A 13305-nucleotide genomic window follows, 5' to 3' on the forward strand; every position below is an offset into this window, starting at 1 on the left:
CTCCGGGAACACCCCCGGATGATCAACCCCGAGACATGCTATGCCAAAGCCAGCGCGGGGGTGCCACCCTTTTCTCGGTCTCCAACTTGACTATTGTCATGTAAGGGCGGGCGCCACTGGCATAGGTTCAACGAAATTTCAGTTATCCGGGGAGCACGCCAGATGGACTTCGAGCAATTTTTCAGCCAGAGCCTCGACACTTTGAAAGACGAAGGCAACTACCGGATTTTCATCGACCTGCAACGCCGTCGTGGCGCGTTTCCGAACGCGCGTCAAACCGACGGGCCGGTTCAGCGGGATGTGCGGATCTGGTGCTCAAATGACTATCTGGGCATGGGTCAGCACCCTTCGGTGATCTCTGCCATGCACGACGCACTGGATCGCTGCGGAGCAGGCGCTGGCGGTACGCGCAATATCTCGGGCACCACGCATGATCACGTTCTGCTTGAGGCTGAGCTGGCTGATCTGCATGGGAAAGAAGCCGCGTTGCTGTTCACCTCGGGATATGTGTCGAACTGGGCTGCTTTGGGGACATTGGCCGCGCGAATTCCCGGGCTGATCGTGTTTTCTGATGCACTCAACCACGCCTCGATGATCGAAGGTATCCGGCATTCGCGTGCCCAGAAGGTGATTTGGAAACATAACGACTTGGCGGATTTGGACGCCAAATTGGCCGCAGCGGATCCCGACGCACCCAAAATGATCGCATTTGAATCGGTTTACTCCATGGATGGCGATATCGCCCCCATCAAGGAAATCTGCGATCTGGCTGACAAATACGGCGCGATGACCTATCTGGACGAGGTTCATGCCGTCGGCCTTTACGGCCCGCGTGGTGGCGGGATTGCTGAACGCGATGGATTGATGGATCGCCTGACGGTCATCGAAGGTACATTGGGCAAAGCGTTCGGCGTGGTTGGTGGGTATATCGCGGCCTCAGCCGCGCTGTGTGATTTTGTCCGCAGCTTTGCCAGTGGCTTCATCTTCACGACTGCCCTACCCCCATCGATTGCAGCCGGCGCTGCCGCATCGATCCGGCATTTGAAGCATTCAAGTGCAGAGCGTGACTTGCAAAAGACCCGCGTGGCGCAGGTACGCGCCCGATTGGATGCCGAGGGCATTCCGCATTTGCCCAACCCCAGCCATATCATCCCGGTGATGGTTGGCGACCCTGTGAAGTGTAAATTCATTTCGGACACCCTGCTTGAGGAGTTTGGCATCTACATTCAGCCGATCAACTATCCCACGGTTCCAAAAGGAACCGAGCGCCTGCGGATCACGCCGTCACCCGTTCATACGGATGAGGATATCGATCATCTGGTGGGCGCCCTGTCGGCGCTGTGGCAGCGCTGTCAGATCGCGCGGATGCCAATGGCCGCACAATAACCTAAGCGTCCCTTTGCTTGGTAACCTGCCGTCCCTTTTAGGGGCGGCTTTTTTCAGATCAGGTAAAGTGCGAAGATCACAGCAGAGAAGCCCGTCAGAACCAAGGTGAAGCCACGCAGCCAGCCCGGGCTTTCAGCCAGGTCCAGATATCGGGCCAGAATCACACGGGTTTTGATCAGGGCAAGGAGCAGGATACCGCCTGCAATGAGTGCGTCAGGCGTTTTCATCAGGGTCAAAAGCGTTGAAGCCAGACTGAGCGCCAAAAGCGCCAGCCACGCGCCGGTGAGTGAGTTCGGACGCCTCCGGCGGGAGTATTTAGCAAAAGATGAAGTTGCCGGCATATTGTTTATCCCAGAAGATAAATCACGGGAAACAGCACGATCCAAACCAGATCGACCATGTGCCAGAACTGTGCGCCCGCCTCGATGTTACGAGGATCATCGCGCCACGCGACCAGCAACAGGATACACACCCCGGCCAGAACATGCGCCGCGTGAAATCCTGTCAGCAGGTAGTAGAACATGAAAAACGGGTGGGTTTCATAGGTAATGCCCTGCCCCGCCTTTCCAGCATATTCCACGCTTTTGACAACCAGGAATGCGATCCCAAGTACGGCCGCCCCTGTCAGGGCAAGTCTGGCCTTGAACCGGAATGCTGCGCGGCGCCAGTTCAGGGCCTGCGCGGCCAGGTAGCCAGATGTGACCAGTATTGCAGTGTTAAAGGCTGCACCTGTTCGATAAAGATGCGATTGCGCCTCGGCAAAGCCTGCAGGGTCGGTCAGGCGAACGCCCATGAACGCGATCAGCCCCGCACCAAAAACCAGCAGCTCACTAATAATCAGAACCCACATCAGCAATTCGCCCGGAAGCTCGTCGATGAAGGAGGTTTCGCTCATGCACCGACCAATTGGCGATATATTTGCGGCAACGCCATGGTCAGGCGATGCGGATCTGGGATAACAGCGAAACCGCCCTGTCCGAACATGCGGGGGAACCAGCTTTTGCCGGTTTTATCGATGGTGACGCCAAAAACCGATTGCCCGGCGCGGCGTGCCTCACGCACGGCCATGCAGGTGTCTTCAATACCGTGACGCCCTTCGTAATGGTCAAGGTCATTGGGTTTGCCATCGGTGATCACCAGCAACAGGCGGCGTTTGCGGGTCTGACTTGCCAGATCCTTTGAACAGTGGCGGATCGCGGCCCCAAGCCGCGTGTAGTGACCGGGTCGCAGTGACGCGATACGTTGTTCAACTTTGGCGTCCATCGGCTCATCAAACCGTTTGCATCGCTGGATATAGACGCGCTGACGTTTCAGCGAACTGAAGGCATGAATGGCGAAATCGTCACCGCAGGCGTTCAGGCCCCAGGCCAAAGCAGCCAGGGCTTCACGTTCAATGTCGATCACGGCGCGACCGGTTACGGCACTTTCAGTGGACCGGCTGACATCCAGCAGGATCGAGACTGCCAGATCGCGCGCCTCGGGGCGGGATTGTTGCCAAATGCGGTCGTTGCTTTCGCCACTGGCCATGCGGTCAGTTTCGGCGCGCACGGCGGCTTCGATATCCAACTGGTCACCGTCCAGATGGCCGCGTGTCATCACGCGTCCAGGGCGCAGCGCCTCGAACTGGCGTTTGACCGCGCGGATACGGCGGGCGGTGGCAGGGTCCTTGCCAAACGCGGCAGCATCGTCGCGGATATCCGCATCCGACAGCAGGACGTTGACGTGATCTGCTAGATATCGGCCCGAACGCACGTCCCATTCGGGATAAAGGATGCGACCGGACAGACGCTCCCGGTTCACATCCTCGGGTGCCAGATCAAGGTGCAGTTTCAGCCGCGTTGGCGGGGCTTTTGATATCTGACCCAGGCCAATCTCTTCCTGGTCATCGGCCGCTTTCTTGGCATTGTCGGGATCATCATCGTCGATGCGGCGGTTGATGTTCAGGAACTCGGCCCAGCTGAGGATGGCTTCGAACTTATGCAGAATGAAACTGTCGCTGCGCTCGGCCTGATCCGATTTGCGACGACGGGCGCGGTGGGTTTTCTCACCGGATTCCTCGGGTGGACCTTCAGTTTCGGGGTTTTCCACCTCGTTATGTTCGGAAAAGCCAACTGCGCGCAGTTCGGGCCACAGGGGAACCGGGCGCATAGGCTGATAGCCGCGAGGGGCGATCAGGTCCTCGTCCAGTGTCAGAAGCTGCTCGGCTTTCGCCGACAGCGGTTGAGGGTCACCCAACTTATGGCGGATCAGCTCTTCAACTGCGTCTTCAATCGGTGGCAGGTTGGGGATATCGCGCTGATGCAGCACGCCCTTGCAAAGTTCGGTGTAAAGCGGGCGCAGGCCGGGGGCGTCGTCCAGCGTCGTATCAACCATTCTCTGCGCAGCGATCAACGCGCGCAGGTCGGCGCGCAGCGGATCGTCTTCATCAATTCGCGTTCCCGCATGGGCAGCCGCAGCGGCCAGCCAGACATACAGCGCGCCATTGGCTTCGCGCGCAGGAAAAACCGCCAACCGGTCCGGCAAGCGCAAGACTTCGCCATCAAACGAAGCGCGCGGCATCAGCTCCACTTCGGTCGCCAGACGCCGACGCCAACTTAGGCGGTGATGTGAAACCTCGGGCGAGACCGGGCGCAATTCTACGCCCGGACCACCGCCCAGCCCTCGAAAGAGGACGGCCAGCCGCCCCGCGACCTCAGAGAGGTCGACCGCGGCTCCATCGTGCACCTGGGGTGCATCGAGGCGGCTGGCAAGGGTGTGCCACAGTTTCCCGATCGTTTCTTCGGGTTCCCATGGCTCAAAATCGATCTTGACCATCGGCCGGCCTCACCCAAAGACAGCCGTAACAAGATCGAGGAGCCCGCGTTTGATATCCTCGTCATCTGTCAGAGGTTCAATCATGGCCGCGAGGATGGCGCGGTCGGTGGACATGCCTTGTGCGATAAGTGTTGCGGCATAAACAACCAGTCGGGTGGAAACGCCTTCCTCAAGATCCTGACCCTTGAGCCCGCGCAGCTTACCCGCCAGTCGCACCAGCGGCTTGCAACGTTCCAGCGGCAGACCGCTTTCCTGCGCGACCACTTCGGCTTCCATCTGCGCGGACGGGAAATCGAACTCCAGAGAGATGAACCGCTGCCGGGTCGAAGGTTTCAGGGTTTTTAGGATATTCTGGTATCCGGGGTTATATGAGGCGACCAGCATGAAGCCGGGTGCGGCCTCAAGTTCTTCGCCGGTGCGGTCGATTGGCAGGATGCGCCGGTCATCGGTCAGCGGGTGCAGAACAACAGTAACGTCCTTGCGGGCCTCGACCACCTCATCGAGATAGCAGATTGCGCCTTCGCGCACCGCGCGGGTCAGGGGGCCATCAACCCAGACGGTTTCCCCGCCTTTCAGCAGATAACGGCCAATCAGGTCGGCGGCGGCCAGATCGTCATGGCAGGCTACGGTATAAAGCGGGCGGCCAAGTTTTGCGGCCATGTGGGCGACAAAGCGGGTTTTGCCGCAGCCCGTCGGACCTTTCAGAAGAACTGGCAAATCGTTGTTATACGCTGCGGCAAATACATCGCATTCATCGCCTTGGGGCAGGTAGAAGGGGGCGTTTGCCGCCCCCTCATTCAGTTTCATGGAACCGTCCATATCCATCACTCCGCAGGGGTTTCAGCTGCGCCGGGTTCAATGACTTCTTTCCGGGGAACCCAGATCGAGTAGATGAACAGCAGCGCACCAAGGACCACGACGATACCGGAACCCAGACGCATCCAGTAGAAGATTGCGATCTGGTCTTGTACGTCCATGAAGTAGTCTCCGACCACACGTTGCATGTGAGTCTGCACGGTACCACCGAAGGTCAACACGAAGGTCATAAAGACCATACCGCTGGTCATCAGCCAGAACGAGCCCATGTTCAGCACCTGATTGTAAGGATCACGATTCTTCAGGATCGGCATCGCGTAGCTGAAGATCGCAAGGTTGAGGCAGACATAGGCGCCGTAGAAGGCCAGGTGACCATGGGCCGCAGTGATTTGCGTACCGTGGGTATAATAGTTCACCCCGTGCAGCGTATGCAGAAAGCCCCAGACACCGGCACCGAAGAAGGCAAGCGTTGCACAACCCAGCGACCACAACAGAGCGGCTTTGTTGGGGTGGTCACGACGGCCTTTCCAGACCATGACGAAGGCAAAGGCCATCATCGCGAAGAACGGGATCACCTCTAGGCTTGAGAAGATCGAACCGATCCACTGCCAGTAACCGGGGGTACCGATCCAATAGTAGTGGTGACCTGTTCCAAGAATGCCCGAGAACAGCGCGGCGGCGACGATGACATAAAGCCATTTCTCGACCACCTCACGGTCAACACCGGTCAGCTTCAGCATCAGGTACGCCAGGATCGACGCCATGATCAGTTCCCACACACCTTCGACCCACAGGTGGACAACATACCACCAGTATTGCTTGTCCAGCGACAGGTTGCCCGGGTTGTAGAAGGCAAACAGGAACAGCAGCGCCAAACCCCACAGACCCAACAACAGGATGTTGGTGATGGCAGTCTTCTTGCCTTTCAGAACGGTCATCGACACGTTGTAAAGGAAGATCAGCGCGGCAACGACGATACCGGCCTTGACCCATTTGGGTTGCTCAAGGAACTCGCGCCCCTCTTTGCCCAGCAGCCAGTTGCCTTCGAACAGGTTGAAGACATAGGTCAAAACCACGCCCAACGTACCGACCACAAGAATGATCAGCTGCAAATAGGCCAGCTTGGGCGAATGGATTTCACGCTCGGCCTCTTCCGGGATCAGGAAATAGGCCGCCCCGAAGAAGCCCAGTATCAGCCAGACAATCAGCGAGTTGGTGTGCAGCATCCGCACGATATTGAACGGCAGAAGCTCGCTCAGGAAGTTAGGCGACACATAGATCAGACCGGCCAGCAGGCCGCCGATCACCTGGATCGCGAACAACGCCATGGCTACCGCAAAGTAGGCATAGGCGATTTTTTGGGATTCATATTTCATTGCTCCATTCCCCTTCTCAGCCAGCCTCGTTGGGCGGCCAGTCCTGAGCATCGATATTGTCCGTCCAGATCAGGAAGTTGGTCAGATCCCGGATCTCTTCGTCGCTGAGGTTGAATTGCGGCATCTGCCGACGACCGGGAATGCCGGTGGGTTGTGCCTCCATCCAGCCCTTGAGGGATTCAAAGGCCGATTCCGGGTCGTCCAACACGCCCCAACGTGTCATCACATTGCCGACTTCAGGGGCAAAGTACGCCCCTTCGCCAAGGATCGTGTGGCAGTTGATACAGGCGTGTTTTTCCCAAACATGTTTGCCCCGAACCACACTTTCGTCGAGCTTCGCGGCATTTTCGGAATTGACGATATACAGGTGTGAATGGGCTGATAGAGCCAGAAAGATGAGGATGAAGAACAGTGACCCGCCATAGAATATGTTGCGAGCCATGCTCTTTGTCATGACTTCTCGCATCGCGCTCTCCTTTGCGCAGATTAGCTAGTACAGGCAACATGACGTGCGGGTCACAGGGCTGCCTTAACGAAAGTCAAGACTTCTAAAGTATCCTCAGGAACGAGATCAGAGATCCGCAAACACCGAGAATAACGAAATGACCTTAGGGTCGCCTTGAAATCTGAGGCAATTGTGAACACTTTCGCGTCGACTTCTTGATATACCGGACGTAATCAACCACCTGAGAAAAGGTGAAAATTCCGCTTCAAAGATTGATGGGCAAAAATGGCGAACTATTCCTATATCGGTTATACACCCGGTGTCATCACGGTGAATACGATTGGGCCGGACACGGTTACGTTGGATGTCAATTTTGATCCCGACACGGATCGTCGTTTGTTCAGCGTGACTGACGCAGCCGGTGGTTTTATTCAAAACGGCGGCGGACCACCTATCCCCGATACAGGGGATGTTTTCAACGGTGACCGCTTTGACAACGAAGACGGTGATGACCTGACGCAGACCGGTACTATCACCACCCTCGATGGTTCGACCACCTTTCTAAGCGGCCCAATATACCTAGAAGAATCCTACGTTCTGTCCAAACCAGGCGGGGGCACAATTACTGTATATCGCGTCGAAGTTGACGGCGTATTGGGCGGCTATATTACCTCTGAACCTCTTGTGCCCGGTACGACCTACTCGATGAACATCGTGAACGTCACGCCGACCAATGCGCCCGACACAACTGACCCGGCTGCCATCATTGACGTGCCGTGCTTTACTGCCGGAACACTTATCATGACGCCAGAAGGTCCGATGCCCATCGAGGATCTGAAGGTGGGTGACATGGTCGTGACTGCCGACAATGGACCGCAACATATACGTTGGATCGGAAAGCGAAATCTATCGCATGAGGAGCTGGTGAAAAAACCCAAGCTGCTTCCAATCCTCATCAAAGCCGGGGCCTTGGGGTGTGACTTGCCAAAACGCGACCTGCTTGTTTCGCCACAGCACCGGATGCTGGTTCGATCCCGGATCGCCGTCAGAATGTTTGACGCAGAGGAAATCCTAGTCCCCGCGCGCATTCTTACTGCCAGCCCCGGTATCAGCGTTGCAGAAGACACTGTGTCAGTCACGTATTACCATCTTTTGTTCGACCGCCATGAAATCATCTTCGCAGAAGGTGCCCCGTCGGAAAGCCTTTTTGTCGGCGCACAGGCTCTGTCCAGCGTTCCCCCAGAAGCAAGGGCAGAAATCTTCGACCTGTTTCCGGAACTAGAGACCCCTTGGCACGTTCCTCAGTCTGTGCGGCACATACCTGAAAACGGAAGACGCGCTCGTGCGCTCGTGTCCCGCCACGTAAAGAACGAACGCCCCTTAATATTCTGAACTGCAATCCGCGCTTAAGGTTCCGTGTCAGCCGTGCTTTGCTGCGCGCGGACCCGTCAGCGCTGGCCACATGGAAAACAGATACAACCCGATTGCGGCAATCCATAACCCGTCAGCCGTCAGCATGGCGGTCATATATCCACCTGCTAGCCCGGACCCCAGCCAGCGGACCAAAGCCGCCGCCGCCATAAGCCCGTATCCGACCGCCATGGGCGACGGAGCAACAAGGGGCCGGCCACTGTGGCCAAGGGCGGCGCGGCTCATGACGGCAAGGGTCATGCCACCAACGCACCCGATCCCCAAAATGTGCAGCGCGCCGATCTCATTGCCATATCCGGTGACGGCAGACCCCCACAGCAACAACCCAAGGGCCAGCATCATCAGGCCCAGGTGCAAAGCAATCAGGATCGGCTGCCGCAACGCCCAACCCGCTCTCCACCGTGCCATGCGCATCAGCTGGGCGCCGCCCAGCAACAACGCGCAGATACCCGCCAAGAAAACACTGCCCAAGGTCAGAACCAACAACGGCAGCACAAGGGCAAGCGCCATCACGGCCTTTTCCAGCGCCGCGTTTGAAACCGGCCACAGGGCTTCGGGAACACCGTCGCGTTTCATTGCATTGCGCGTAAAGGCCGGAGTAATACGTCCCCCCAGTATCGCTATCATTGAACACAAGGTCAGCAGCCCTGCGCGGACCCCGGTATTCAACGTGTCTGTGGTGATATCAATCCATTCCAGATGAACCATCAGGTTGGCCACCCACACCAAACTCAGAAGATACAGAAATATCATGTTCTGTGGCTTGGGCCTTCGTACCAGCTGGCTAGCAATTTTCAGGACAAGAATCGGAACAAAGCTCAGGTCAACAATCGCGACGGTAATCGGAGAGAGCGATCCTGAAAACCACACCGCCAACCGCCCCGCCATCCAGATCAGCGCTACGATCGTGACAAAGCGCGCCCGCACTTCCGGCGTACCGGTCCAGTTTGGAACTGCGGTCAGAAAAAACCCACCCAGTGCTGCCGTCGCATAGCCAAAAATCATCTCATGGGCATGCCACATGACCGGGGGCATTCCATAACTTTGCTCGGCATAGGGTAAGAGCCCATCCAGTGAGGCCAGCCAAACACCCCAGGCGACACCAGCAAACACACCATAAAGACCGGCAGAAAGGAAAAATACCCGAAAGCCTTCGCTGAAAATGCGCGATATTGCAGATGACATGCCTGCTCTCCATGGCCCATCTCGTCCTTCAACAAGCAGTACTGTCCGACGGGATTCGGGCACTTAACCGAAATCAAGACGACAAAAACATGTGCGAAAAAAACAGGTTTTATTGCTGAAATCTGCGTCTGGTTTTTGCCCAAAGAACGAAGTTAGCGCCGCGCCCGTTGACTTTGGTCAAGGATGACAATCCCGTGATGGATCAGTCTCCGCATTGCCTCACCACGCAAATGGAGAGTGATCATGTCACTTGGAATCAGCTACAACAAGACCGGCCGCGCTTTTGGGGTCGGATTGGCAATGTTGTTGGGCAGCGTCGCTGCTCCAGCTTTTGCCGACGAGCCAACACTTAGCGACGAAGCCTTTGAAGCTTCGAAACAACTGTACTTTGAACAATGTGCAGGCTGCCACGGGGTTTTGCGCAAAGGCGCTACCGGCAAAAACCTGGAGCCGCATTGGAAGAAGACCGCAGCCGACGGCACCGTAACCGAAGGCGGCACCCTGAAACTGGGTCAGGAACGCCTTGAGAAAATCATCGCCTGGGGAACTGAAGGCGGGATGAACAACTTCTCGGACATCATGTCCGAGCAGGAAATCAAGGATATGGCGACCTACATCATGATGGAGGCCCCAAAGCCGCCTGAAATGTCGCTGGAACAGATGAAGGCAACCCGCAAGGTTTACGTCGAAGAAGCAGACTACCCGACCGAGCCGCTTCACGGCCGCAACTGGGAAAACTTCTTTGTCGTCATCGAACGCGATGTGGGCAAGGTTGCCGTCATCGACGGTGACACGAAAGAAGTGCTGACGCATATTCCGACCGGCTATGCCGTGCACGTCCTGAAGGCTTCGGAACATCACAACATCACCGAACCCGAAACACCTGGACGTTTCTGGTACACAATGGGCCGTGACGGCAAGATGACCAAGATCGACCTCTGGCAAACGCCGGACAAGATGCTGGTTTCAGAAGTCAAGATTGCCTATGACGCGCGAGATGTTGCCGTGTCGGGTGACGGTAAATACGTCATCGGTGGTGGGTACTGGCCGCCTCACTTTGCGATCGTTGATGCGCAGACCATGGAGCCGGTCAAAGTCGTTTCGACCCGTGGCACAAACGTAGATGGTGAGTATGTGGAAGAAGCCCGTGTGGCCGCTATCTACACCACGCCGAACGAACCCACCTGGATCGTTGCCGTGAAAGAGCTGGGTCAGCTCTGGCAGGTTGACTACACCGACCTCGACAACTTGCGGATTGACAAGATCAACTCGGCCAAGTTCCTGCATGACGGGTTCTTCGACCCGACAGGCCGGTACTTCCAGATCGCGGCAAACGCATCGAACAAGATGGTCGTTGTCGATACTGAAACGCACAAGCTTGAGGCGATGATCGACACCGCTGCCCTGCCGCACCCCGGCCCGGGCGCGAACTGGATTGACCCGAACTGCGGACCTGTGGCGGGCACAACCCACCTGGGTGTCGGTACCGTGACAGTCTGGGGCAACGACCCAGAAGGTCACCCGGAACAGGCGTGGAAAACCTGTTACGAGGTGGAAACCGACGGTCCCGGCCTGTTTGTCCGTACCCATCCTAACTCGGACTACATCTGGGCTGACCAGACCAAACACCCCGAGCCGGAAATTCAGCAATCGGTTCAGGTCATCTCGAAAGAGACCGGTGAGATCGTGAAAACCATTCAGATCACCGAAGACGAAGGCAGCGCCGCTGTTCACTTCGAATTCAACGCCGATGGTACCGAGGTTTGGGTTTCCAAGTGGAACCTGTCGGATTCGAAAGAACCCAATGGCCAGATCGTGATCTTCGACGCCAAGACATTGGAAGAGATCGGTCGGATTGACGGGCTTTACGCCCCGACCGGCAAGTTCAATGTCCACAACCGGTCGAACCACGTCACCTGACGGGTTCGCAACTTAAACCGGAAAGGGCGGGCCCCTCGCCCGCCCTTTCCTCGTTTGACAGATCCGCCAAACTCACCGGCCTGCCACCAAAGGCCAGATAAGACAGCCAAAACGGAGCCCGGATATGACTTCCGAACCGGATAAGAAAAAACCGATCTGGCGCCGGTATTTCCTGTGGGGAATGCCCGTGGCCGGCATTGCTGCGGCCTTTGCCGCCGGCATCATCTTCTGGGGTGGGTTCAACACCGCCATGGAAGCCACAAATACCAAGGAATTCTGTGTCTCGTGCCACGAGATGCGGGATTTTGTTTATGCGGAATACCAGGGCACGATCCACGACGTGAACCGTTCGGGCGTTGGTGCGGTCTGCTCGGACTGTCACGTACCCAAGGACTGGACCCACAAGATCATCCGCAAAATAAAGGCCTCGAAAGAGCTTTATGGAAAGGTGGTCGGTACCATCAACACCCGCGAGAAATTCGAAACCAAGCGCATTCATCTTGCCATGAATGAGTGGGAGCGGATGAAAGCAACGGACTCGCGCGAGTGTCGAAACTGCCATGACTTTGAATCGATGATGCCCGAGTTCCAGCGGCCCCGTGCGCGTCAGCAGCACCTGAACGCAATGGAAACCGGTCAGACTTGTATCGACTGCCACAAGGGCATAGCCCACTCGAACATCCGAGACCGCGCAACCGACGAGTATCTGGAAGAGCTTGAAGCACCAAACCCGGCCTTCATCCGGCCAATTCCGCCAGAATACCTTGCCAGCCTTGAACGGATCGAAGCCAAGGAAGCTGCCGAGGCCGAGGCTGAGAAAGCTGCAAAGAAAGCCCAGCAGGAGGCCGTTCAGGCCCAGATTGCGGCAGCAGTTGACGCCGCTGTCGCGGAAGAGCGGGCAGCGGCTGCAACCGATGGTTCGGCAACACCTGCCAGCAGTGAAAGCGGCGATGTCGGTGCCAACATCGACTGGAATGCGGTGGCCAGTGCGGACTTGAAACTGTTCTATCCAGGCCAGGCGTCGTTTGAATGGGTGCAGAATGGAAAAACCCATGGCGGGGCCCGTCCGCTGACCAAAGGTGGCGATCAATGTTCGACCTGTCATGCCAAGGAACTGGATGCGATTGGTAACAAGATCGTTGCCGGTGGCGAGTTGGAACCCACTCCGATCCCCGGCAAACGCGGTGTGATCGACGCAACCGTTCAGGCGGCACATGATGACGAAAACCTGTACATCCGTCTGCAATGGCCGGATGTGGGGCACAACCCTGCTCCGTTTGTCGATGGCGGCAAAATGGATCCTGAAAACCAGATCAAGGTCGCTATGATGATCACTGGAACCGGTATCGAACTGGGCGATCAGGTCGGGTGCTGGGCGTCGTGCCACGCCGACAACACCTATATGCCCTTTGCGCCTGAGGCCGATGCAATTGCCGCAATCGGGGATGTTTCCGGTCGCCTGACCGCTCAGGACACCGTGACCAAGTACCTCAGCGAAAGCCGCACCGAGATCGAGATCAAAGGTCGAGGCGGCAAGGCTTTGGGCGGTTGGGACAAGTTGCAGGCCGCCGAACAAATCGAGCAGTATCTGGCTGACGGTACCTATCTTGACCTGATGCGTGTCTACGCGGACGGCAGTGCCACAAATGGTTATCTGCTGGAACAGCGGGTGGTCAATGATGGTGAGATTGCAGCCTCGGCAAACCTGTCTGGTGGCATGTGGACGGTTGTTTTCACACGTCCGCTGAACTCAGGCGCACCCGGCGATGTTCCGCTGGAGGCCGGTCAAACCTATACGGTCGGTTTTGCCATCCATGATGACTTTGCCGCCGCACGGTTCCACCACGTAACGCTGGATACCAGCCTAGCGCTCGACGACGACAGCGCGTTTATCAACGTGGTCAAGCAATAACAGTTTGGGGCCGGTTCTCC

The 13305-nt window shown here is 57.0% G+C and carries 11 protein-coding genes; 4 read left to right on the top strand and 7 right to left on the bottom strand.

The features are described 5' to 3' along the window. The first annotated feature begins 162 nt into the window (after positions 1-162). Positions 163-1386 (top strand): 5-aminolevulinate synthase, encoded by a 1224-nt coding sequence (hemA, locus tag ACR0ES_RS15010; RefSeq protein ID WP_480488712.1) that lies wholly within the window; start codon positions 163-165, stop codon positions 1384-1386. Positions 1387-1439: 53 nt separating this feature from the next. Here the strand turns inward: hemA and ACR0ES_RS15015 are convergent, their stop codons facing one another. The 6 genes from ACR0ES_RS15015 to ACR0ES_RS15040 are packed head-to-tail and all read right to left on the bottom strand — an operon-like array spanning position 1440 to position 6858. Next, entirely contained in the window at positions 1440-1727 is a 288-nt protein-coding gene (locus tag ACR0ES_RS15015) for a cytochrome C oxidase subunit IV family protein (protein WP_267365170.1), read from the bottom strand. Positions 1728-1732: 5 nt separating this feature from the next. Continuing rightward, the gene (locus ACR0ES_RS15020) at positions 1733-2281 is read right to left on the bottom strand and encodes a cytochrome c oxidase subunit 3 (RefSeq protein WP_480488714.1); all 549 of its coding nucleotides are present in this window, start codon (positions 2279-2281) and stop codon (positions 1733-1735) included. Continuing rightward, a complete protein-coding gene (locus ACR0ES_RS15025) occupies positions 2278-4200 on the bottom strand; it encodes a nitric oxide reductase activation protein NorD (protein ID WP_480616782.1) in 1923 nt (640 codons plus the stop codon). Before ACR0ES_RS15025 ends, ACR0ES_RS15020 begins: the two co-directional genes overlap by 4 nt. A gap of 9 nt (positions 4201-4209) precedes the next feature. After that, positions 4210-5019, bottom strand: coding sequence for an AAA family ATPase (locus ACR0ES_RS15030; protein WP_480484317.1), 810 nt, complete (start codon positions 5017-5019; stop codon positions 4210-4212). A 5-nt stretch (positions 5020-5024) separates the two neighbouring features. Continuing rightward, positions 5025-6392, bottom strand: coding sequence for a cbb3-type cytochrome c oxidase subunit I (locus tag ACR0ES_RS15035; protein WP_209507056.1), 1368 nt, complete (start codon positions 6390-6392; stop codon positions 5025-5027). A 16-nt stretch (positions 6393-6408) separates the two neighbouring features. Continuing rightward, positions 6409-6858 (bottom strand): c-type cytochrome, encoded by a 450-nt coding sequence (locus ACR0ES_RS15040; protein ID WP_209597154.1) that lies wholly within the window; start codon positions 6856-6858, stop codon positions 6409-6411. Positions 6859-7122: 264 nt separating this feature from the next. On the opposite strand from ACR0ES_RS15040, the gene ACR0ES_RS15045 reads away from it, so the two are divergent. Then, positions 7123-8229, top strand: coding sequence for a Hint domain-containing protein (locus ACR0ES_RS15045; RefSeq protein WP_480488719.1), 1107 nt, complete (start codon positions 7123-7125; stop codon positions 8227-8229). Positions 8230-8256: 27 nt separating this feature from the next. On the opposite strand, the gene ACR0ES_RS15050 is transcribed toward ACR0ES_RS15045, so the two are convergent. Continuing rightward, positions 8257-9453: an NnrS family protein gene (locus ACR0ES_RS15050; RefSeq protein ID WP_480871198.1), complete on the bottom strand. Its 1197-nt coding sequence runs from the start codon at positions 9451-9453 to the stop codon at positions 8257-8259. Positions 9454-9696: 243 nt separating this feature from the next. Between ACR0ES_RS15050 and ACR0ES_RS15055 the strand changes: the two genes are divergently transcribed. Together ACR0ES_RS15055 and ACR0ES_RS15060 are read left to right on the top strand one after the other, a co-directional pair. Beyond that, positions 9697-11373: a cytochrome D1 domain-containing protein gene (locus ACR0ES_RS15055; protein ID WP_480871200.1), complete on the top strand. Its 1677-nt coding sequence runs from the start codon at positions 9697-9699 to the stop codon at positions 11371-11373. A gap of 124 nt (positions 11374-11497) precedes the next feature. Beyond that, a complete protein-coding gene (locus ACR0ES_RS15060; protein ID WP_480871202.1) occupies positions 11498-13285 on the top strand; it encodes a NapC/NirT family cytochrome c in 1788 nt (595 codons plus the stop codon). The last annotated feature ends 20 nt before the right edge of the window (positions 13286-13305 follow it).

It is taken from the genome of Ruegeria sp. N7 (assembly GCF_056531345.1).

What these genes read in the sequence shown, in the direction of transcription:
- ACR0ES_RS15015 (WP_267365170.1), bottom strand. Translation starts at nt 1,727, where the DNA reads ATGCCGGCAACTTCATCTTTTGCTAAATACTCCCGCCGGAGGCGTCCG.
- ACR0ES_RS15030 (WP_480484317.1), bottom strand. Translation starts at nt 5,019, where the DNA reads ATGGACGGTTCCATGAAACTGAATGAGGGGGCGGCAAACGCCCCCTTC.
- ACR0ES_RS15060 (WP_480871202.1), top strand. Translation starts at nt 11,498, where the DNA reads ATGACTTCCGAACCGGATAAGAAAAAACCGATCTGGCGCCGGTATTTC.
- ACR0ES_RS15040 (WP_209597154.1), bottom strand. Translation starts at nt 6,858, where the DNA reads ATGCGAGAAGTCATGACAAAGAGCATGGCTCGCAACATATTCTATGGC.
- ACR0ES_RS15045 (WP_480488719.1), top strand. Translation starts at nt 7,123, where the DNA reads ATGGCGAACTATTCCTATATCGGTTATACACCCGGTGTCATCACGGTG.
- ACR0ES_RS15050 (WP_480871198.1), bottom strand. Translation starts at nt 9,453, where the DNA reads ATGTCATCTGCAATATCGCGCATTTTCAGCGAAGGCTTTCGGGTATTT.
- ACR0ES_RS15055 (WP_480871200.1), top strand. Translation starts at nt 9,697, where the DNA reads ATGTCACTTGGAATCAGCTACAACAAGACCGGCCGCGCTTTTGGGGTC.
- hemA (WP_480488712.1), top strand. Translation starts at nt 163, where the DNA reads ATGGACTTCGAGCAATTTTTCAGCCAGAGCCTCGACACTTTGAAAGAC.
- ACR0ES_RS15025 (WP_480616782.1), bottom strand. Translation starts at nt 4,200, where the DNA reads ATGGTCAAGATCGATTTTGAGCCATGGGAACCCGAAGAAACGATCGGG.
- ACR0ES_RS15020 (WP_480488714.1), bottom strand. Translation starts at nt 2,281, where the DNA reads ATGAGCGAAACCTCCTTCATCGACGAGCTTCCGGGCGAATTGCTGATG.
- ACR0ES_RS15035 (WP_209507056.1), bottom strand. Translation starts at nt 6,392, where the DNA reads ATGAAATATGAATCCCAAAAAATCGCCTATGCCTACTTTGCGGTAGCC.